This window comes from Saccharopolyspora sp. NPDC002376 (assembly GCF_053593195.1).
Map to the genome: position 1 here is coordinate 1 of NZ_JBSFBZ010000080.1, position 19,843 is coordinate 19,843.

A 19,843-nucleotide genomic window follows, 5' to 3' on the forward strand; every position below is an offset into this window, starting at 1 on the left:
CCAATACACGGCGAACGGGCTGTCCTCGCCAGGCGACGTCTGAGAACCCGCGGCGGTGCCGGTTGCGGGGGTGGGCTATGCGCCTGCGGCGCATGCGACCCTCGCCGCGCGATGTCGGTCGTGCTTCGCGGTTACCAGCCGGACAGGATGAAAAGGCTCAATGGAAATTGCGTCAGTCCCCGCCGCGGAGCCCCGGGTACCGTGGGAAGTGATGCGCTCGACGTCGCGCCGGATCCGGATCGGCACGTCCGGCTGGGTTTACGGACCGTGGCACGGCCCGTTCTACCCGCACGACCTGCGTCGCGGCGGCGAGCTCGAATACCTGTCCCAACGCCTCGACTCGACCGAGATCAACGCGTCCTTCTACTCGCTGCAACGCCCCGAGCACTACCGCCGCTGGGCGGAGCAGACCCCGGACGACTTCCTGTTCGCGGTCAAGGGAAGCCGTTACATCACCCACATGAAGAGGCTCCGAGAAGCGGAAACCCCGCTCGCGAACTTCTTCGCCAGCGGAGTCCTGGCCTTAGGCCCGAAACTAGGCCCCCTGCTCTGGCAACTCCCACCGTCACTGCCGTTCGACGCCGACCGCCTAGCGGAGTTCTTCCGCCTCCTCCCCCGCACCACCAGCGCAGCCGCCGAACTCGCCGCCCGCCACGACGAACGCCTAGCGGGCCGAGCCCTCACCGAAACCGACGCCGACCGTCCCATCCGCCACGCCCTGGAGGTCCGGCACCCCAGCTTCGCGGCCCGCGTACCGGTAGAACTCCTCCGCGCTCACGGCATCGCCCTGGTGGTGGCGGACGCAGCAGGCAACTGGCCCCACCTGGAAGACGTCACAACCGACTTCGTCTACCTCCGCTTCCACGGCGCAGAAGAGCTCTACGCCAGCGGCTACTCACCAAAAGACCTGGACCACTGGGCAAAGCTGATTCGAGCCTGGCACGAAGGCAAAGCCCCGAAAACACCCCACACAATCGCCCCTCCACCCCCGGCCTCAAAACCCCGAGACATCTACGCCTACTTCGACAACGACGTCAAAGCCCACGCCCCGAAAGACGCCCTATCCCTCGCCGAACGCTGCACCTGACGAGCTACCGGGCAGCTCCTGCCGGTCACCGAATCGGTCCCGCACGAGTTGCGCCAGGTCGCGGTGGCCGTGGGAGTCGAGTGCCTCGGCCAACCGGTAGCTGAGCGCGGCTCGTTCGTCACCGGTGGCCAGGCGTTCGATCGCCGCGAAGACGTGCTGCTCGGCCCCGACGTCGAACTCCTCCACGACGAACGAGTGCACCGGGTGAATCCAGTTCGGCGCATCGCTTTCCGGGTTCGGCACCCGCCTGTCGTGCGCGGCGGCGGTCAGCTTGCGCAGGTTGCTGATCTGGCGGACGGCTTCGTCCAGATCAGCGTCCTCCTGCCGCGCGAGCCACCAGACCAGGGCGCTGGCCGGCGACTGCAGCACGTCCTCGGCGAAGTACGTCCGCTTGTTGCGCTCGTGAGCACGTTTGCGCTCCCAGAGCTCTTCGTCCTTGCGAGCAGCTGCCAACTGCCGCAACCGCTCCTCATCAGCGTCTGGCAACGCCAGCCGAACGTCGCTCACCCAAGCAACGACGTGCCCGGACTGGTCCGAACGCGGTGTTCCGAGCACGGCGTTGAGCCGGTGCTGCGCCAGATCCCCGTCCTCCGGCGAGGTCTCCGCCACGAGCTGACTCGCCTGTTCCAACACCAAATCCACCGCGAGCCCGGCCGGATTCGCGTGCGGCAACCCCGGAGCGTCAGGTTTGACGTACCAGAAGACCGTGCCGGAGAAGGAGAACCGGTACTCGGGATGCGCGCTGCGCAGTGGAGTTCCGGATACCTGCTGCTCACTTGGCTGCGGCAGCGCAGGCTGCTCGGCCGGCACCTCTTCTGCTGGCACGGGCTTGCGTCCCACTCGACCCAACAGCCACCAGATGACGACCCACGGTCCGACGATCGTCAAGCCCACCAACCCGATCCACAGCCACCCGGGCCAGCCGTAGCGCAGCCCGAGCACTACCCAGATCAGCGCCCCGATCACCGACACGATCTTGACGGCGGTGCGTTGATCTCGATTCATCGCGGTCCCTCCACACACCGGTTGGATGCCATCCAACTGACTACCGGGTGTCCAGGGCCCTGCGAACAGTCCAACCGGTTTTGCGCTCGAACAGAGCACTAGAACGCGAGGAACACCGCTGTGGCGTCATCGTGGAGTTTACCTCGGCTGGGTTTCGGGGCGGTTGATTCCGCTGTTCGGACTCGGGTCAGGAGTTCCGTCGGGCCCTCTTGTTCCAGCAGGTCCAGGAGGTTCGTCCAGCCACCGAGGCCGAACATCTCCACGTAGCGGGAGGCTCCGTCGCTCAGGAGGGCTGCTCGGCGGATGTTGCTCAGGGAGCCTTGGACCGCCTTGTACGCGGCTTCCGGTTTCGTGCTCGCCACCCAGAAGCCGTCCGGGTGGTTTCGGAGGTCGCGCACCGCTTCCTGGGTGTAGCTCGGGAGGTGATCCAGACGGTCGTCGATGATCGCGCCGTGGTCGAAGACGATCGGGCTGTCCGCGAGCACCAGGTACTCGACTTCGCCGCCCGCCCGCAGGATCGACACCGTTGACGACGGGCTGGACGGGTTCCGCAGGTCGCAGGTGTCCGCGTGCGCCGCGCAGGTCGACTCCACGGCTTCCGCCAGAAGATCCGCGAGCGGCTTTCCCGACACCGCGAGCCGCGAGGCCAGTTCCGCGCCGAGGCGGTGCACCAGCCACGGGACGTCGTGCATGCAACCACTGTCCACATCGGACGGTGCAGTGGCGCCGTCCAGGACGAAGGCCCAGTTCGGTCCGACGGCGTAGTAGTCCTCGTTTACCCGACCCGGAGTTGCCAGCGTCGCGCAAGTCGCCTGCACGCTCAGCTCCCCGGGATCTCGTGCAGCGCCTTCTCCAGCGCCACCTCGAGCCGACCGTGCAAAGCAACGAGCGTGCGCAAACCCCGAGCCCACACCTCAACGGCGTCGTCACCGACCCCCATCGCCCACCTCCGCCCAAGACACTACCAACGCACGCTCACAAAAAGCGTCCGCAAACAGATGCGACGGACGTCCAAGCGAATCCCCGCATCGCGCTGCATGCCCGCACTCGCGTACGTGTACTCCCCGAGCCTGGTCCGCTGCCGATCGGTCAACAGGCCGTAGGCAGCACCACGGTCTCCTGCGAACGTCAGCAGCCCTGCGGCGCTGGTCCGAGCGAGAACTAGGGAGAACCATTCCCAGTGCTGCTCCGGCAGGCAAAACCCGGAGCTGGATACCCGCTTCCCGTCGGAGTCGGTGTAGTCGAAGAACGGTTTGAGGTTGATCTGATCGGCCGGACCGGCCAGATCCGGAGCAGCTTCACCCGGCACGGTAAGCACTCCTTCGACACCCGCCCCGAGGATGCGCACCTCAACACCGCCTTTGGTAGCCATGCCGGTCGATGCCAGCAGGCCGTCCAGCTGCGCACCACCACTGTCCATCTCGCCGAGCACGATCTTTTCCACGAACTCGGACGACCTGACCAACTGCCCGTGCTGGATGTCATCTTTGCCGAACTGCTTGGGAAAAAGGCGAAGGAGCGGCCGAACTACTTCCTCGTCGGCCGGAAACCAGGGGCTCCGTTTCGGCTCGTCTCACCTCCTGCACTCCGTTTCCCAGCGATCGACCACTTCAATCCACCACACGTCGAAGTGGCTGTCTGCCCGCTTTCTGGTTGATCTTCAGGAGCCGCCCATATCCGGACATGACACTGGGAGCTGCGCTTTTGCTGGCTTTATCCACCCGATGGAGGAACATCGGGCAAACCTGAACCGTGCGCCCAGGTACTCCGATAGCGTCCCGCCGGACCGACAGCGGCCGACCTGTCCGGCATCGCCGGGTGCAGCGCGGCCATCCATCAGGGTGGGAGTGTGAACATGCCGCAACGAATCTGGCTCGACGTACCCTTCGCCGAGAAGGACGAGGCCAAATCACACGGCGCGCGGTGGGATCCATCGGGGAAACGCTGGTTCGCGCCGCGTCCTGGAATGGCCGAACTGCAGCGGTGGGCAGCCCTTCCGGAGGTGCCGGATCTGCTCCCCGGCGAAGACCGCACGTTCGGCTCCGGTCTTTTCGTGGACTTGGTGCCGTCGTCCTGCTGGTTCACGAACGTCCGGTCGTGCGTGGGCAAACCCGACTGGGAGCGGTTGCGGCGGATGATCACGCGCCGGGCCGGCCAGCTCTGCGAGATCTGCCAACGCGGCGAGGACCGCGATGTCCGCCGCTGGCTCGAGGCGCACGAACGCTGGGCCTACGACGACCGCACTCGCACGCAGGCTCTACGCCGCCTGATCTGCGTGTGCACGGACTGCCACACGACCACCCACTTCGGGCTCGCCCAGGTCAAGGGAATCGACGCACGAGCTCTGGCGCACCTTCGGGAGGTCACGGGGATGTCGGCGGCCGAGGCCGACAATCACGTCCGATCGGCCTTCGCCCTGTGGCAAAGGCGTTCCGCGACGACCTGGGCGCTCGACCTGAGCATCCTCACGGAAGCCGGGATCACCATCACCCCGCCCCCGGCCGCCGCGGACCGAGCCGCCGTCGCCGAGCGAACGCTCAACGACATGTCGTGAATGGCGATGGCGGTTCTCGCGACCAACGCCACCCACGACCGGCTACCCGCCCGAGCGGTAGAAACCGGTGAGATGCGGGGTGTACTTCATCTCCGGGCCCCAGACCGGCGCGGACGCGGTCGTCCGGGGCCCCGAAGACCTCGAAGTCCTGGACGGCGCAGTACTCCATCACCCCATGCTGGAGATCAAGGGATCCCGGTCAGTAGTCGTCGTGGCGGTAGAACATCTCTTCCAGGTGGTCCGCTGTTTCGGCGATGAAGTTCAGCGGGTCGGTGAACTCGTTGATGTCCAGGTTCAGCAGCGGGACCGAGTGGCGGAGCAGGACGTGCTCGCCGACGACCACCGCGCCGCACACCGCCGAGACCTGGCCCAGCTCCACCAGCAGCTTCTGCAGATCCACCTCGGCCGCGCGGCCGATCACCGAGAGCACCTGCACCCAGTCCTCGCGGCCGTCGAGCTCCTCGCGGCAGACGATGACGATCTGACTGCGGCGGTCCTCGTACTCGACGAGGACGCGGATCTCGTCGTCGCTGTCCTCTATGATGCGGTATTCGGTCTCGGCCTCCAGGTCCTCGGCCACGGCGTACTCGGCCCGGACGAATTCGGCGAGATCTTCCCAGGTCGCCACGCAACCTCCCCAGTCGCAAAGCACGCTCCCCGCGCGATTTCCGACCGCGATCGTGCCACGACTCCCGGTCGTGCGGGCGCGTTTTCCGCCCAACCGGTGATCAGAACCGGGCGAACAGGACACTGCGGAAACACCCCGTGTCAGCCATCCGGCCAGGTTTGCGACGACACGACATTGCCAATGGCCATTGATACGATCATCGATGTCATCGATCCTGGGATCTGTTACCCCGAGTAACACCTACCCGCCGGGTGGGGATCGCCGACGTCGTCACCCCCGCAGGGAGCACCCCATGACCAGCAGCATCGCCAAGAGCGACGAGCAGCCGACCGATCGCCAGGACGTCGCGGACCGGCTGCTGCGCTCGTCGGAGGTCCTGTCCTACGACCCCGTCCAGGAAGTGGACTGGGAAACTCCGCTCGACACCGACTACCACGGCACCAGCCCGGAGTGGAGCACGCTGCACGGGACCGCGTACTGGGCGGAGATGACGCCGGAGCAACAGCGCGAGCTGACGCGGCAGGAGGCCGCGTCGGTGGCCAGCACCGGCATCTGGTTCGAGATGGTCCTGCAGCAGATGGTCCTGCGGGACTTCTACGCCAAGGACCCGACCGACCCGGCGTTCCAGTGGGCGCTGACCGAGATCGCCGATGAATGCCGGCACTCCATCATGTTCGCCCGCAGCGTCGCGAAGCTGCGCGCCCCCGCCTACCGGCCGACCCGCACGGTGGTGGAGCTGGGCCGGGTGTTCAAGACGATCGCCTTCGGCGAAGCCGCCTACGCCGCGATCCTGGTCGCCGAAGAGATCCTCGACGTCATGCAGCGCGACTGGATGCGCGACGAGCGGGTGGTGCCGTTCGTGCGGACCGTCAACAACATCCACGTCGTCGAGGAATCGCGGCACATGAAGTTCGCCCGCGAGGAGACCAAGGCGCGGCTGGAGGGGGCGAGCTGGCTGCGGCGGCAGATCCAGGCCGTCGTGATCGCCGGCGCGTCCTACTTCATCGTCACCAGCATGTGGAACAAGAAGGTGTACGAGAACGCCGGTCTGGACGTGAAGCGCGCTGTCCGCGAGGCGAAGGCCAACGAGCACCACAAGTCCATGCTGCGCTCCAGCTGCGCAGGCCTGATGGAGTTCCTCAACTCCGCCGGACTCCTCACCAAGGCCTCCCACTGGTTCTACAAGCGCGCGAACCTGATCTGAGAGCTTGCCCGCCTGCCGCGAGACCTCAGGACGAGGGGCCCTGAGGTCTCGCGGCAGGCGGACACCGCGTGCGGATCGCGCCGCTCTTCGAAAGGATCCCCGAACCCCATGCCGTACGCGATCACCCAGACCTGTTGCAGCGATGCGACCTGCGTGAAGGTCTGCCCGGTCAACTGCATCCACCCGACGCCGGACGAGCCGGACTTCGGCACCACCGAGATGCTCCACATCGACCCGGCGACCTGCATCGACTGCAGCGCGTGCGCCGATGCCTGCCCGGTCGACGCGATCTTCCCGGTGGACAAGCTGACCGCGCAGCTCAAGCCGTACGCCGAGGTCAACGCCGCCTACTACGCGGACCGGACTGTCGAGCACCACGACCCGACGCCGAACTTCCACCGCTGGGGCCCGCCGGTGTTCCACCGCAACATCCCCAGCGACTTCGCGCCGCTGGACGTCGCGGTCGTGGGCACCGGCCCGGCGGGCATGTACGCGGTGGAGGACCTGCTGCTGCACACCAACGCCCGCGTCACGCTGATCGATCGCCTGCCGGTCGCCGGCGGCTTGGTGCGCTACGGCGTCGCCCCGGACCACCCGTCGACGAAGAAGATCAGCGAGACGTTCCGCCGCTTCCACACCCACCCACGTCTGCGCCTGCGCCTGGGCGTGGAGGTCGGCAAGGACGTCGCTGTGGACGAACTGGCGGCGAAGCACGACGCGGTGATCTACGCCGTCGGCGCGTCTTCGGCCCGAAGCCTCGGAATCCCCGGCGAGGACCTGCCCGGCAGCATCCCAGCGACCAAGGTCGTGGCCTGGTACAACGGCCACCCGGACGTCGCGGCGGACGCGCTGGACCTGTCCGCGGAGCGGGTGGTGCTGGTGGGCAACGGCAACGTCGCGCTCGACGTGGCTCGGATCCTCACTTCGGACCCGAAATCCTTGGCAGGAACCACGATCTCCCCCACCGCCCTGGCACAACTGCGCTCCAGCAAGGTCCGCGAGGTCGTGCTCCTGGCCCGCCGAGGTCCGGATGCAGCCGCCTACACCTCGCCGGAACTGCTCGCCCTGGCCCAGCGCAACGACGTCGACCTGGTCGTGGACACCCACGACCCGCAGATCGACGCGACCATCGATTCAGCGGACCTGAGCACCAAAGCAGCTCTGCTGCAAGGGATTCAGCGCGAAGCGGTCGACTGGTCCGCGCCTCCGAACCACGACCGGCGCCGCATCGTGCTCCGCTTCAACTCCGCCCCGCAGGAGGTCCTCGGCGAAACCCAGGTTCGCGCGCTCCGGGTGACCGGTGGCGTGGAGATCGCCGCAGAACGCGTGATCCGCGCGGTCGGCTACCGCGGCACCGAACTCCCCGGCCTGCCGTTCGACGCGGAAACCGGGACCATCCCGAACGAAAGCGGCCGAGTGCGACCGGGCACCTACACCGTGGGCTGGATCAAGCGCGGCCCGTCGGGCGGCATCGGCGCCAACCGCACCTGCGCCCAGGAAACCGTTGGTGCCCTCCTGGACGACGCGATCGCCGGACGAATCGGAAGGACCCGCGCGGACACGCCGATGACGTGACCGTCACACCAGGCGAAAAGTCCCGGGAATTGCCCCATCCGGGCCTTTTCGCACGTCAGGACCCGGATTCCGGCCCGGTGATCGCACCCCGGCCGTCGAGCCGCACATCGGCCCGCTGAGCAGTTCCCTCAGCCTGGTAGACCTCGCGCTCGGCGGCCATCCAAGCGCGCAAGTGGTCCTCCGCCCCTTCGCCGTCCCGCGCCAGAGTTCGCGCCAAGCGCTCCGAATCGTCGGCCTCGACCCACACCAACAACGTGGTCAGCTCGGCGAAGCGCCGCGCCCCCGAACCGCAGCCCTCGACGACCAGATACGGGGCGCGCGGAACGTCGTGCCACTCGGCGTAGTCCCCGGCGTACCAGTCGTACCGCTGATACCGACCGTCGTACCCGTCCGCGAGCGGGTCGAGAACCTGCTTCCCGACCCGATCAACGCCGGCGAGCATCCCGTCCCAGCCCTCGTACAGATCGTCCATGTGCACGACCTGCGCGGGCAACGCGTCCGCGAGCTGATCGGCGAGCGTCGTCTTCCCCGAACCCGAAGGCCCGTCGATGAGAACGAGCCGAGTCCGCCCGAGCTGCGGAGCCGCCTCCCGCACGCGCCGAACGAGCTCTTCCAGCACATCAGCACCAACGCTCACCGAGTACACCACCCGCCAGAACCACTCCGCACGACCACCTCACCGCTGCACCGAACCAACCAGGATTCTCCACCACCGGTGCCGGGCCCCTCCAGGCCGGTCGCTCAGCGGCAGTTTCTGCCACTGGTTGTCAACGGCGGTTGTCTTCCCAGCCCGGACAGTCCTTGCCGTTGCGGCCGATGTGTTTCACCGGGCGGAAAACTTTGGTTCTCCGAACACGGTTTTCGCATGCAGGGCAACGAATGCCCGACTTCTTGCCATCTGCCCGGAATGGCCCATTCGAGCAACGACACGTAGAGCGTGTGCCTGTCAGCAGCGTTTTGGACGCTCAGCAGTGGGAGATTGGAGCGACGTATTTGCACCCGCTGGCCAAAGCAACCCAGGTCAAGCACATCCTCGGAGCAGCCGCCCACGCGGCCAGAGCGGCCGAGCTCCACACCGGCCGTCGTCGACGTGCTGAAACGCTTCCCAGCCGCACCGCCCGGCGGAGGTCGGGTCGGCGAGTTGATCCGCCTGCTGGACGCCCACCCCCGTCTCTGAAAGACCGAGCATCGCTCTGACGCCGAGAGGTGTCACCTCGACGCCTGTGGCGGCGCGGGCCCGATTCGCCGGATGTTCCTCCGATTTTCGTGGCTGACAGACTTGATCACTGGCAGCATGGCGGCACCTCAATCGGAAGGAACAGGATGAACGACAGGCCCCGGCACACCAACGTCGATCTGCAGACCGAGCGAGCGCACGGCGCGCGGATCTACGACTACATCCTCGGCGGCAAGGACAACTACGCCGTCGACCGTGCCGCCGCGGAAGCCACGCTGCAGATCTGGCCCGCGCTTCCGGTGCACATGCGCGCCAACCGCGAGTTCATGCACCGCGCCGGCCGCTACCTGGCCACCGAGTGCGACCTCGACCAGTTCCTGGACATCGGCACGGGCATCCCGACCTCGCCGAACCTGCACGAGGTCGTGCAGGAGGTACGCCCGGAAGCCCGCGTCGTCTACACCGACAACGACCCCATCGTCCTCGTGCACGCCCGCGCGCTGATGTCCAGCACCGAGCAGGGCCGCACCGCCTACGTGGACGCCGACCTGCGCGCCCCGGACACGATCCTCAACTCCCGCGAATTCCGCGAAACCCTCGACCCGAACCGGCCGATCGGCCTGATGCTGATCGCGATTGCGCACTTCATCGAGGACGATGAAGAAGCCCTGACCGCCGCCCGCCGGATCATCGACGTGCTCCCCTCCGGCAGCTACGTGGCGGCCACCATCGCAACCGACGACTTCGCCCCGGAAACCCTGGCAGGAGTCCGCCGAACCTACCGAGAACACGGCGAAACCCTCCGCTTCCGCACGAAAACCCAAGCAGCCCGCTTCTTCGAAGACCTCGACCTGGTCGACCCCGGCCTGGTCCAAATGCACAAGTGGCGCCCGGAAACCACCCCGGAAGCCAACGACGCAGACATAGCCATGTACGCAGCCGTCGCCCGCAAACCCTGATAGACCAGGAGCACCAACGACTGGCTGAGTCCAGCCCAACGGAGCAGCGAGCATTCTCGAAGTTCCGCGATCGTCGCAACCGCAAGCACTTTTCGTGATAGTTCGACCGATCCCGCGCTCGAGGACAACTCGAACGGCCTCCGGCAGCGGGTCGAGTATTCGATGCACCGTCACCCTGCGAGTTTCGCTGGAGCAGCGGTACGGCTGCACCCCCATTAGAGGAAGCATCCGACGAGCAGCCGTCGAGATCTCTGGGGGAATGATTGGCACAGGAGCGCAAACACCCGGAAAATTGTGCGACAGCAACTCAGGACAGGTGCGAATGCACCCACTGCACGGGCTGGGAACATGGCTGGCCCGGCTCGCTGGACCTGGTTAAGGGCGGAACGCCTGAAGAGATTCGCAACTTCAGAAACGGCGTGGATCGTCGCTGGAGCAAGGAATGCGCCCAGCAGGACTCGAAGAACCAGAAGAAGCCGAAAGCCACTCTTCCGCACAAGGGGGCGGCTGTCGACACGGTCCGCGCCGACCTGGTCGAAGTGCTTCGCGACGGGGCGGAGAATGCCGAGCGAACCCACCTCTCCGGTGGCGGCAAAACCCCGGAAAACGCTTCCGAGTCAGCTGTTTCGAAGGCGTTCGACGGCTCCGACACCCCTCTCCAGCCAGGTCCGCCGGAAAGCGCGGGAAGCTCGACAGAGAGCACTGACGATCCCGAGTTCACCCCTGCTGCCACCGACCGCGCTCTCGCCGATCCCGCATCGGAAGCCGAGCAGGTCGAGGCCTTGGGCCACCTGCTCGGCCAGGTTCTCAAGGACGTCGAGAAGGACCTCGGACGACTCCCTCCCGAGACCCGCAAGGCCATGACGCACCACTTCTGGTGCGAGCTGATCGTGCAACTGGTGGTGGTGATCGAGGAGGCGAACCGCCTACTCGACGCAGTGCCCGGCTACGTGGCGAAGCAGATCACGAAATCGCGCCGCGAGAACGGCTTCACCAAGATTGAGCGAAAGGTGATCATTGCCTGCACGAAGCAGGTTTGGCAACGGCTCACGTCCGCGCTCGGGCTGACTGTGATCAGCGACGCCAAGGTACTGCTGCCCGCGATGCGCACCCTGGCGATCCTGATGTGCAAGTCCCCGGCCCGACACCCGGCGGTCGTCGAGCATTGCGTGGATCCGCTCAAGTCCTTCCTCTTCCAGGAGACGAAGAACCGGCTCAAGCGGGTCTTCGAAGACCTCGTCCCTCAGATCACAGCAGAAAACCCACCTGCCCAACCAACATGACGTAGCCCAGATGGAGCCGGACGGCGTGGGCAGCCAGGAGCTGTCCCCGCCACCGCCCTCCCCCGTCATGGTCCAAGATGGGGACATGGGCAGCGAGATTGTTCTGAGCATTCAGGATCTTCGTGCTGTTACCGCCTTTGCTGCGGAGTGCGCGGAGGGGGCTCTCGAGGTCTTCGAGGCTGATCTGCCGGACGACACTCGGCCTCGGGAAGCGATCAATGCGGCGTGGGAGTTCGCCCGGGGCGGCGAGCGCGGCAAGGCCCTGCGCGATGTGGCTTGGGCAGCGCTCAAGGCCGCCAAGTGCACGAACACCGCAGCCGCGCGCGAAGCAGCGTGGGCAGCGACGGCCGCGGCAGGTGCCGCCTACCTGCATCCGCTGGCCAAAGCCACCCAGGTCAAGCACATCCTCGGGTCAGCGGCCCACGCGGCCAGAGCAGCCGAAACCGTCGCCGACGACGATCACACCATCGGCGCCGAACACATCGAGCGAGCAGCGCACCGTGCCACGCCTGACGTCGTCGACGTGCTCAAGCGCTTCCCTCATGCCCCGACCGACGGCGGCCGGGTCGGCGGGCTGATCCGCATCCTGGACACCCGTCTCCGCCCCTGAACCGTGGCGGAGACCTCTAACCGCACGCAGGTGTCCAGGTGACCGGCAATTCGTGGACACCGTAGATGTTCATGTCGGTCCTGAGCTTCACCTCGTCGTCGAGGGTCGGGAAGCGGCGCAGCAGCGCGTCGAAACCGGCGCGCATCTCGATGCGGGCCAGCTGCTGGCCGAGGCATTGGTGGATGCGTGGCCGAAGGACAGGTGGCCGCAGGCCTTGCGGTGGACGTCCAGGGCGTCGGGGTCGTCGAAGCGCTGGGGGTCGCGGTTGGCGGCCAGCAGCGAGACGACGACGGTCGATCCCTCGCGGATCGTTTCACCGCCGAGTTCGATGTCCTCCGTGGCGTAGCGGTAGAAGATGTCGGCGGCGGACAGCGCGAACGCCTCGACCAGATCGACCGGCGGGGTGAGGCGTGCCAGTGAGGTTCCGACTTCACCCTGCGGTTCCTCATCGTCAGCCAACTCGACCGCGACCTCGCCCTGTCGTTCCTGCGCACCGAGCTTGACTACCGTCGCGAGCAACAGCGCACGCCGACCCAGATCAACGAGCTCACCTCCGCGATCGACCCGATCCTCGAGGTCGACCCCACCTGGGCCACGCAAGTGATCAACCTCGCCCACGAGCACGGCCGCCAATCCGCCCTGCAACACATCGATTAGCTCGAGGCCACCATCACCGCACTCGAAAACCAGACCTCGCCGTCAGCCGAGCGACAAACTCGACCGACCATATCCATTGTGGACAATTAAAAGTGCGCACTCATCGGTGTTTCCGACTGCTCAGGAAAAAGCAGCGAAGGCGCACCCCGCCGAGCAGGATGCACCTTCGATCGCGTGGAGGTTGGGGGAGCTTACTCGAACACAAAGGACCAGGTCAGCGCACTGGAAATGCTGCAACAGAGGCTCCCGGACCTGGATGCTCCGCCCCAACCGACACCAAAGCGGTCAAAGCCCGGTCGCACCCGGCGACTCCCCGACGACCAGGTGCAGCAACTGATCGAGGGCTACAAGTCCGGTGCGACCGTCTACGAGCTGGATGATCAGTTCGGCATCGAGCGCCGCACCGTGTCCGCGACCCTGCACCGCCACGGTATTCCGATGCGCCGCCGTGGCCTGTCCGATCAGCAAACCGAAGCGGGCGGATCAGTTGGGGCGGCTGGTGACCATCTTGACGGCGAAGAAGCCCAGCAGAGTGCCCGATGCGAAGCGCTGCGCCTGGAGCACACGGGGATGCCGGGCCAGGTACCCGGCGAGCGCAGCCGCAACGAGAACGATGAGGCCGTTGATGGTCACACCAACCACGATCTGCGCAGCTCCGAGCTGGAGGAACTGCCACCACGTCGCGCCAAGACTGGGATCGACGAACTGCGGGATCAGCGCGGCGTACAGAAGCGCGATCTTGGGATTGAGGAGGTTCGTCAGCAGCCCCATGCCGAACAGGTGGGCTGCCGAGTGTGGGACCAGTTCGCGCGGTTCGAACGGCGACCCGCCACCGGGGCGCAGGATCTGCCAAGCCATCCACGCGAGGTACGCCGCACCCAGAATCTTCACCACGTGATACGCCCCGGGCACGGCAACGAAGAGAGCAGAAAGACCGGCTGCCGCCGCGACGAGGTAGGCAACGAATCCCAGAGCAACCCCGGCGAGGGACACGAGCCCAGCACGCCGCCCCTGCGAAATCGAGCGCGAAGCCAGGTAGACCATGTTCGGCCCTGGAGTGAGCGCCATCCCCAGTTCCACCGCAACGACGCCGAGCAACGAGCCGAGTGGCACGAGATTCATGGAAAGAAACTATAGGCGGGCAGACTCCGAAGATCACCTATACGCGGATGGGGCGAGGCCCTAGCCGGATTCGAACCAGGGACACCAGCTCAGGAACGACTGCTTCGGCCCCCAACCGGTCCCCAAAGCAAGGAACCACGTTGATTGTCACCGCAGTCCGCGACGAGCCCGCAGCAGCGGTGGCGGCCTCGAAGCATTCCGGTGACAGAGTGGCAGCAGTGACAGCTCAGCTATGGCCTGGCCCGAGGACGACTTCCTGCCCTCGTGCACGAGTTCAAGGTAATCGGGAAGGAAGTCTGTCACTGCCCCAACTACTACACCCCGGCTGGATTCGAGCAGGCCATTTTGGGATGCTCCCGGCCGGCGGAGCGCCGCGAGTTGCCCCCGCCCGGACTGGATGCACCGGACTCCACGCAGGTGATGAGGTTCTTCAACAACTACTGGGTAGCGCCGGCCACCATCCCGTGGGCCCAGCAGAAGTTGTCGCGCGGCTGAGCCCGTTCGTCCGGCCGGTCAACTGCCACGATCTTCCAGACGACAGTAGATCGCCGGAGAGTTGCCGGCGGTACGACGGAATGGATCGGTTCTCGATCCCGACACCGTGGGAATGTTTCGTAGCGCTGCATTCAAATTGCGAAACTTAGAGGACACCGCTCCCATCCTGGCCCGCGCAGCGTCAAATCTTGAGGGGCTTGAGGACAGCGCAACGACAGATCTGCTTTTCAGCTCAATGTGACCTTAGCCCAATCGTCGCCGCCGACGGTCTCCTGGTTCACCATATCTATCGTGTATTGGATTTAGTCACCGGCCGCGGAGTTGATCGCGCGGTTCCTCGCCCTGCGGAGCACCGGGCCGGGGCGGGAGCACAAACCACTGTTCTCCCGCCCCGGACACCTGGCCCCGCTAGTCCAGCGCACCGCGATGGCTACGGCACGTCGTAGGTCTGCCAATCCCTCCCATCATCGTGGAAGGCACCCTTGACCGCACCGTTCGGCGCCACGCACCAGATCTCCATAGTTTCGGGACGACGCGAGAGAGCAGTAATCCCAGTCTCCACCTTGGCCGATCCTACAATGTGGTCATATCTCGTCCACTTGTGGGCCGTCTGCCCTTGGTACCAGTACGCACCCTTGACCGCACCATTCGGCGCCACCCAAAAGATCTCCAAATGGTCGGAACGACGCGAGAGAGCAGCAATGTGCCCATTCGCGGATGCGGATCCTGCGGGTGCAATTTCGTAGGGTGTCCAAGGGTGGCCGGGTTGGTCCTTCGGCTCTTCGTACCAGTACGCACCCTTGACCGCACCGTCCGGCGCCACCCACCAGATCTCCATACTATCGGGAACACGCGAGAGAGCAGCAATACCAGTCTCCACGTTGGCCGATCCGTCGGGTGCAAAATCAAAATCATAGTGCTGCCAAGCCCTATCATCGTAGTGGAAGGCACCCTTGACCGCACCGTTCGGCGTCACCCACCAGATCTCCATATGGTCGGGACGACGCGTGAGAGCAGCAATGCCGCGCTGCGACGTTGCGCGGTTGTTGACCGCTGCAGTCGTAGTAGTCATTGTTTCTCCTTTGAATGAGCTTGGGGACTTTAGCCGGGATACCTGATCACAATATTTGCACATGGCGAATGCCGCGGATCCCGACAACTTAGACGGATCCCGGGCAATAGCTGCGTAATCGAGATTAGGTACTATCAAATTACCGCGCACAACTCGTGGGCACCCCACAGCCCCCGGCTGCCATTCGTGCACGGCCGGTAATTCGAATCGCCGTGATTCGGGATTCGGGGTTTCGCACGTCAAACTGCGCAACGTGCATACGAACCAGCCCCGCCAGGCGACAGGGTTCCTAAATATCTTGCGGTAACACCATCACCCCCTCGAGACGAGTACCGCAACAAAAGACTATCAGGAGGCCACCCTGTGCGAAATAGCCAAAAGGCCCTTCTTGTCAACTCGCAGCATGCCCAGACTCCGGCATTCACCATCGCATTCGCAAATTCTTTATACTACGGACGAGCCCGCAGCGGAATAGATCGAGGGGTTCAGTTCGGGTCTAGACTTGATCATTCGCAGGTAAGGCGAGTTTCTTTCTTGTTCAGGATGTTGATCTTTGTTTGGGTCACGTTGGTGTCGTTTTAAAGATCTGCGAACCCATGTTTGGGGTGGTTCCTCGCGCCCATTCCGGCTCGTCCGTGCTGTCTGCAGCATGGACGGGCTCCCTCGCAGCCTTTGTCGTACCGGTTTTCTGGGCCACGATCTACTGGCTTCGACGTCGGCTTGCCAGTCGGCCTTCGGCCTCATTGATCAGCCTGTTCTCTGCATGTCTGCGCGTGTACATCGCGAGCCGGGTGCTCCCTATCGCCGATGCCCGGAAACGATAGAAACAGTTCTGCGAACGCGCATTCGAGCAGTTCACAGACCGTCTCCTGGAAGCAAACGAAGATCAAGGAACGACGCCCCACCTACCACTACGCAGGAAACACCAAACCATCGCACAACGTCCGGCGTTCGGCCCGCAAGGTCATCAAGGCGGTCGGGTTGACTCCGCAGGAATGGACGCCTCGCGAAATGCGGCACAGCTTCGTATCCGTGATGTCGGCGTCCGGGGCGCCGGTGGAGGACATCGCCCGGCTGGTCGGCCACAGCGGTACGCGTGTGACTGAGCTGGTCTACCGGAAGCAGATCAGACCGGTGATCGTGGAGGGCGCAACCGCGATGGACAGCATCTTCCGGAGCCACGGCTCGAAACGTTAGACAGGCAAACAAAGACCAGGGCCGATGCGAGATCGCATCGGCCCTGGTCAACGGGGTGGAGCTGACGGGATTCGAACCCGTGACCCCTTGACTGCCAGTCAAGTGCGCTACCAGCTGCGCCACAGCCCCATGTTCTATTGTTCCGAGGTGTTCGGTTCGTTTTCCGTCCCGCTCATCTCGTGTGTCATAACAGTACAACACCTCTCAGGGGCCGTTTTCAGGGGGGTACCCCTGGTTGGATCTACCCCTTGTGACCTGCGACTGGTACACCGAGAGTCGTGGCAACGGCACAGGGGGTCAGACCGCCTCTGGTGGCTCCTGAAGTCGAGGGGGCTGCGCCGGAGCGGCGTCGCGAGTTGCAGGAGCACCGGTTGCGTCGGCTGGTCGACCGGTTGCTGGCCGCTGGTGGGGTTCAGGCCGGGCGGCTTCGGGATTGCGGGGTGGGGCGGGGCGCTGATGTTTCGCTCGACGAGCTGCACCGGTTGCCGTTCGCGTCGAAGCAGGACTTCTGGGACTACTACCCGTTCGGTTTGCGTTCGGCCGCTGTTGAGGACGTCGTGTGCGTGCACGGGTCGTCGGGGACGCAGGGGCGGCAGACGCTGGTCGCCTACACCGCGCACGACGTGGACGTGTGGACGCAGGTGATGGCTCGTGCGCTGGGTGGGGCTGGTGTGACTCGGCGCAGCTTCGTGCACTGCTCCTACGGGTACGGGATGTTCACCGGTGGACTCGGGGTGCATTACGGGGCGACTCGGCTCGGGGCCACCGTGCTGCCGGTGTCGAGCGGGGCCACCGATCGGCAGCTGCGGTTGTTGCTGGATCTGCGGCCGGACGTGTTGTGCTGCACGCCTTCGTACGCCATCTACCTCGGCGAGGCGTTCGCTTCGACCGGGATCACCGCTGACCAGCTGTCGCTGCGGGTCGGGGTGTTCGGCGCGGAGCCCTGGACCGAGGAGATGCGGCAGGGCGTTGAACGGTTGCTGGGGCTACGGGCCCTGAACATCTACGGGCTCACCGAGATCATCGGGCCTGGTGTGGCGTGCGAGTCGTTGGATTCCGGCGGGTTGTTGAACATCGCCGAGGACCACTTCTACCCCGAGGTCGTGGGGCCGGACGGGCAGCCGCTGGCCGACGGGCAGCCCGGCGAACTGGTGTTCACCACGCTCACCAAGACCGGCACTCCCCTGCTGCGCTACCGCACCGGCGACGTCGCTGCGCTGCACGGACCGGCTGCCGGGGCGGCGCGGACATCGCGGCGGATGAGCCGGGTGCTCGGGCGCACCGACGACATGCTGATCATCCGCGGGGTCAACGTGTTCCCGTCGGAGGTCGAGGCCGTGCTGCTGGCCGATCCGCGGGTCGCGCCGCACTACCTGATCGTCGAGGACCGCAGAGACCGGTCGCGGCCCGAGCTGCGGATCGCCGTCGAACCTCGGGATCCGCACGGCGACGTGGAAGGGCTCGAACGCGATCTCACGGTCGCGCTGCACGCCCGGCTCGGGCTCTGCTGCATCGTGCGGGTGCTGCCGCCCGATCAACTCCCGCGCTCCGAAACCGGCAAGGCGAGACGGCTCGTGCGCTGGGACTACGGCGTCGCACCGCTCCCCGGCCTCGAGTGATCAGCCCGCCGCTCGACCGTTGGGGCCTGGCAATCCTCTGGTGTTCGCTGCTTTGACGAACTCTGCTCTGGGATCGTGGAGTTCGCCGAGGGCGACGACTTGGCGGCGGAACGGCATCTCCAGCAGCCAGTCGCCGAGGATGCGCGCCTTGTGGGACGCGGTCGGCATCTTCGCCAGGTGGTAGGTGCGGTGCAGCAGCCAGGCCGGGAAGCCCTTGAGCTTGATCCCGTAGACCTCCGCCGCGCCCTGGAACAGGCCCAGGCCGGCGACCGATCCAGCGGAGCGGTACTTGTAGTTGGCCAGCGGTTCGCCGCGCAGCAGCGCCGTGATGTTGTCCGCGAGCACCTTGGCCTGGCGCACCGCGTGCTGCGCCGACGGGCCGCACAGGGCGTCCGGGTCGCTGCTGGTCAGGTCCGGGACGGCGGAGCAGTCACCGGCCGCGAACACGTCGTGGGTGCCGCGGACCTGCAGTTTCGCCGTGCACTCCAGGCGGCCCTTGCTGTCGCGCGGGAGGTCGCTGTCCTCCAGCATCGGGTGCGGTTTGACGCCCGCGGTCCACACCACCGTGTCGGTGTCGAACTCGTCGCCGTCGGAGAGCACCGCTCGACCGTCTACAAAGGACTTCGCTGTGGTGTTCAGCTTGACCTCGATGCCGCGTTCTTCCAGCCGCTGCCGGGTGTACTCGCTCATCGGCGGGCTGACCTCGGGCATGATCCGGCCCATCGCCTCGACCAGCACCCAGCGCATCTCCTGCGGGTCGATCGGCGGGTAGCTGCGGATCGCGTAGCGGGCCATGCTCTCCAGCTCAGCCAGCGCTTCGATGCCCGCGTACCCGCCGCCGACGAACACGAACGTCAGCAACCGGCGCCGCAGCTGCTCGTCGCGCGTGCTGGCCGCGATGTCCAATCTGGACAGAACGTGGTTGCGCAGGTAGATCGCCTCACCGATGGTCTTGAACCCGACGCCCCGCTCGGCCAGTCCTGGGATGGGCAGCGCGCGGGAGATCGAGCCGGGCACCACCACCAGCACGTCGTAGCCGAAGTGCTCGACCTTGCCGTCGCCCAGCGTCGCGATCAGCTCGTGGTTGGCGTGGTCGATGTTCGACACTTGCGCGGTCATCACCCGGCACTTGCGCAGCGCCTCGCGCAGCGGCACCACCACGTGCCGGGGTTCCAGCGATCCGGCGGCCGCCTCCGGCAGGAACGGCTGGTAGGTCATGTGCGGCTGGGTGTCGATCACGGTGACCTGCGCTTCGCCTTCGCGCAGCTTCTTCTCCAACCGCAGCGCCAGGGTCAGCCCGACGTGGCCGCCGCCGATAATCATGATGCGTGGTTCAGGCATGCTGCGGCTCTCCCCTCGCTCCGGACCGGGTGCGCCGCGGGTCGACGGCGCGTTCGGGGTGCCGCCGCAGGTACTCCTGCTCGAGTTCGAAGGTGCGCGCCGTGTGCTCGCGCAGCGAGTCGGGCGAGCCGTGCAGGAAGGTCTCGTTGCGGGTCTGGTGCAGGTGGCGCAGTTCCCGCAGCAGCAGGTCCTCGGTCAGCTCGTGGCCGGGGATCCCGGTCGTCATGCTCATGTCGTCCTCCCGCTTCGGCAGGCAGG

The 19,843-nt window shown here is 65.8% G+C and carries 20 protein-coding genes, 1 tRNA gene and 1 pseudogene; 10 read left to right on the forward strand and 12 right to left on the reverse strand.

Features of this window, described 5'->3' with window-relative positions:
- The first annotated feature begins 211 nt into the window (after positions 1–211).
- Positions 212–1,087 (forward strand): DUF72 domain-containing protein, encoded by an 876-nt coding sequence (locus tag ACWCO2_RS33565; RefSeq protein WP_450131822.1) that lies wholly within the window; start codon positions 212–214, stop codon positions 1,085–1,087.
- Here the strand turns inward: ACWCO2_RS33565 and ACWCO2_RS33570 are convergent.
- From ACWCO2_RS33570 to ACWCO2_RS33580, 3 genes are all read right to left on the reverse strand, one after another.
- Positions 1,061–2,092 carry a hypothetical protein gene (locus ACWCO2_RS33570; RefSeq protein ID WP_450131823.1) on the reverse strand — a complete coding sequence of 344 codons (1,032 nt, stop codon included), beginning with the start codon at positions 2,090–2,092 and terminating at the stop codon, positions 1,061–1,063. The two genes, ACWCO2_RS33565 and ACWCO2_RS33570, sit on opposite strands and share 27 nt — an antisense overlap.
- A gap of 98 nt (positions 2,093–2,190) precedes the next feature.
- Positions 2,191–2,910, reverse strand: a complete 720-nt coding sequence (locus ACWCO2_RS33575) for a protein phosphatase 2C domain-containing protein (RefSeq protein WP_450131824.1) — start codon at positions 2,908–2,910, stop codon at positions 2,191–2,193.
- 143 nt (positions 2,911–3,053) lie between these two features.
- Positions 3,054–3,536, reverse strand: a complete 483-nt coding sequence (locus ACWCO2_RS33580; RefSeq protein WP_450131825.1) for a hypothetical protein — start codon at positions 3,534–3,536, stop codon at positions 3,054–3,056.
- Between the two features lie 411 nt (positions 3,537–3,947).
- Between ACWCO2_RS33580 and ACWCO2_RS33585 the strand changes: the two genes are divergently transcribed.
- Positions 3,948–4,646 (forward strand): DUF5710 domain-containing protein, encoded by a 699-nt coding sequence (locus ACWCO2_RS33585; RefSeq protein WP_450131826.1) that lies wholly within the window; start codon positions 3,948–3,950, stop codon positions 4,644–4,646.
- A gap of 199 nt (positions 4,647–4,845) precedes the next feature.
- Here ACWCO2_RS33585 and ACWCO2_RS33590 read toward each other — a convergent pair whose 3' ends face one another.
- Positions 4,846–5,274: a hypothetical protein gene (locus ACWCO2_RS33590; protein WP_450131827.1), complete on the reverse strand. Its 429-nt coding sequence runs from the start codon at positions 5,272–5,274 to the stop codon at positions 4,846–4,848.
- Positions 5,275–5,566: 292 nt separating this feature from the next.
- Between ACWCO2_RS33590 and ACWCO2_RS33595 the strand changes: the two genes are divergently transcribed.
- The gene (locus tag ACWCO2_RS33595) at positions 5,567–6,478 is read left to right on the forward strand and encodes an AurF N-oxygenase family protein (RefSeq protein WP_450131828.1); all 912 of its coding nucleotides are present in this window, start codon (positions 5,567–5,569) and stop codon (positions 6,476–6,478) included.
- 108 nt (positions 6,479–6,586) lie between these two features.
- Positions 6,587–8,053: an FAD-dependent oxidoreductase gene (locus ACWCO2_RS33600; protein ID WP_450131829.1), complete on the forward strand. Its 1,467-nt coding sequence runs from the start codon at positions 6,587–6,589 to the stop codon at positions 8,051–8,053.
- A 55-nt stretch (positions 8,054–8,108) separates the two neighbouring features.
- Here ACWCO2_RS33600 and ACWCO2_RS33605 read toward each other — a convergent pair whose 3' ends face one another.
- Entirely contained in the window at positions 8,109–8,690 is a 582-nt protein-coding gene (locus tag ACWCO2_RS33605) for a uridine kinase family protein (RefSeq protein ID WP_450131830.1), read from the reverse strand.
- 686 nt (positions 8,691–9,376) lie between these two features.
- Here ACWCO2_RS33605 and ACWCO2_RS33610 point away from each other — a divergent pair.
- The 3 genes from ACWCO2_RS33610 (at position 9,377) to ACWCO2_RS33620 (ending at position 12,082) form a co-directional block, all read left to right on the forward strand.
- Positions 9,377–10,189: an SAM-dependent methyltransferase gene (locus ACWCO2_RS33610; protein WP_450131831.1), complete on the forward strand. Its 813-nt coding sequence runs from the start codon at positions 9,377–9,379 to the stop codon at positions 10,187–10,189.
- Positions 10,190–10,452: 263 nt separating this feature from the next.
- Positions 10,453–11,472, forward strand: coding sequence for a hypothetical protein (locus ACWCO2_RS33615; protein WP_450131832.1), 1,020 nt, complete (start codon positions 10,453–10,455; stop codon positions 11,470–11,472).
- 85 nt (positions 11,473–11,557) lie between these two features.
- On the forward strand, positions 11,558–12,082 hold the full coding sequence (locus tag ACWCO2_RS33620; protein WP_450131833.1) for a putative immunity protein: 525 nt from the start codon (positions 11,558–11,560) through the stop codon (positions 12,080–12,082).
- A 16-nt stretch (positions 12,083–12,098) separates the two neighbouring features.
- Here the strand turns inward: ACWCO2_RS33620 and ACWCO2_RS33625 are convergent.
- The 3 genes and pseudogenes from ACWCO2_RS33625 to ACWCO2_RS33635 form a co-directional block, all read right to left on the reverse strand.
- Positions 12,099–12,454: pseudogene (locus ACWCO2_RS33625) on the reverse strand (cytochrome P450); the annotation flags it as partial.
- Between the two features lie 570 nt (positions 12,455–13,024).
- Positions 13,025–13,168 (reverse strand): hypothetical protein, encoded by a 144-nt coding sequence (locus ACWCO2_RS33630; protein WP_450131834.1) that lies wholly within the window; start codon positions 13,166–13,168, stop codon positions 13,025–13,027.
- A 54-nt stretch (positions 13,169–13,222) separates the two neighbouring features.
- Entirely contained in the window at positions 13,223–13,861 is a 639-nt protein-coding gene (locus tag ACWCO2_RS33635; protein WP_450131835.1) for a LysE family translocator, read from the reverse strand.
- 264 nt (positions 13,862–14,125) lie between these two features.
- Here ACWCO2_RS33635 and ACWCO2_RS33640 point away from each other — a divergent pair, with 264 nt between their 5' ends.
- Positions 14,126–14,356, forward strand: a complete 231-nt coding sequence (locus ACWCO2_RS33640; RefSeq protein ID WP_450131836.1) for a hypothetical protein — start codon at positions 14,126–14,128, stop codon at positions 14,354–14,356.
- Between the two features lie 430 nt (positions 14,357–14,786).
- Here ACWCO2_RS33640 and ACWCO2_RS33645 read toward each other — a convergent pair whose 3' ends face one another.
- On the reverse strand, positions 14,787–15,428 hold the full coding sequence (locus ACWCO2_RS33645; protein WP_450131837.1) for a hypothetical protein: 642 nt from the start codon (positions 15,426–15,428) through the stop codon (positions 14,787–14,789).
- A gap of 807 nt (positions 15,429–16,235) precedes the next feature.
- Between ACWCO2_RS33645 and ACWCO2_RS33650 the strand changes: the two genes are divergently transcribed.
- On the forward strand, positions 16,236–16,625 hold the full coding sequence (locus ACWCO2_RS33650) for a tyrosine-type recombinase/integrase (RefSeq protein ID WP_450131838.1): 390 nt from the start codon (positions 16,236–16,238) through the stop codon (positions 16,623–16,625).
- Positions 16,626–16,681: 56 nt separating this feature from the next.
- Here ACWCO2_RS33650 and ACWCO2_RS33655 read toward each other — a convergent pair.
- A tRNA-Ala gene (locus ACWCO2_RS33655) sits at positions 16,682–16,754 on the reverse strand.
- A 182-nt stretch (positions 16,755–16,936) separates the two neighbouring features.
- On the opposite strand from ACWCO2_RS33655, the gene ACWCO2_RS33660 reads away from it, so the two are divergent.
- Positions 16,937–18,244, forward strand: coding sequence for a phenylacetate--CoA ligase family protein (locus ACWCO2_RS33660; RefSeq protein ID WP_450131839.1), 1,308 nt, complete (start codon positions 16,937–16,939; stop codon positions 18,242–18,244).
- On the opposite strand, the gene ACWCO2_RS33665 is transcribed toward ACWCO2_RS33660, so the two are convergent.
- Positions 18,245–19,585, reverse strand: coding sequence for an NAD(P)/FAD-dependent oxidoreductase (locus ACWCO2_RS33665; RefSeq protein ID WP_450131840.1), 1,341 nt, complete (start codon positions 19,583–19,585; stop codon positions 18,245–18,247).
- Positions 19,578–19,817, reverse strand: coding sequence for a DUF6158 family protein (locus ACWCO2_RS33670; RefSeq protein ID WP_450131841.1), 240 nt, complete (start codon positions 19,815–19,817; stop codon positions 19,578–19,580). The genes ACWCO2_RS33665 and ACWCO2_RS33670 overlap by 8 nt, the downstream gene beginning before the upstream one ends.
- Between the last annotated feature and the right edge of the window lie 26 nt (positions 19,818–19,843).

Coding starts and splice junctions, on each gene's coding strand:
- ACWCO2_RS33610 (WP_450131831.1), top strand. CDS start 9,377: ATGAACGACAGGCCCCGGCACACCAACGTCGATCTGCAGACCGAGCGA.
- ACWCO2_RS33595 (WP_450131828.1), top strand. CDS start 5,567: ATGACCAGCAGCATCGCCAAGAGCGACGAGCAGCCGACCGATCGCCAG.
- ACWCO2_RS33585 (WP_450131826.1), top strand. CDS start 3,948: ATGCCGCAACGAATCTGGCTCGACGTACCCTTCGCCGAGAAGGACGAG.
- ACWCO2_RS33635 (WP_450131835.1), bottom strand. CDS start 13,861: ATGAATCTCGTGCCACTCGGCTCGTTGCTCGGCGTCGTTGCGGTGGAA.
- ACWCO2_RS33645 (WP_450131837.1), bottom strand. CDS start 15,428: ATGACTACTACGACTGCAGCGGTCAACAACCGCGCAACGTCGCAGCGC.
- ACWCO2_RS33650 (WP_450131838.1), top strand. CDS start 16,236: ATGCCCGGAAACGATAGAAACAGTTCTGCGAACGCGCATTCGAGCAGT.
- ACWCO2_RS33565 (WP_450131822.1), top strand. CDS start 212: ATGCGCTCGACGTCGCGCCGGATCCGGATCGGCACGTCCGGCTGGGTT.
- ACWCO2_RS33620 (WP_450131833.1), top strand. CDS start 11,558: ATGGGCAGCGAGATTGTTCTGAGCATTCAGGATCTTCGTGCTGTTACC.
- ACWCO2_RS33665 (WP_450131840.1), bottom strand. CDS start 19,585: ATGCCTGAACCACGCATCATGATTATCGGCGGCGGCCACGTCGGGCTG.
- ACWCO2_RS33570 (WP_450131823.1), bottom strand. CDS start 2,092: ATGAATCGAGATCAACGCACCGCCGTCAAGATCGTGTCGGTGATCGGG.
- ACWCO2_RS33600 (WP_450131829.1), top strand. CDS start 6,587: ATGCCGTACGCGATCACCCAGACCTGTTGCAGCGATGCGACCTGCGTG.
- ACWCO2_RS33670 (WP_450131841.1), bottom strand. CDS start 19,817: ATGAGCATGACGACCGGGATCCCCGGCCACGAGCTGACCGAGGACCTG.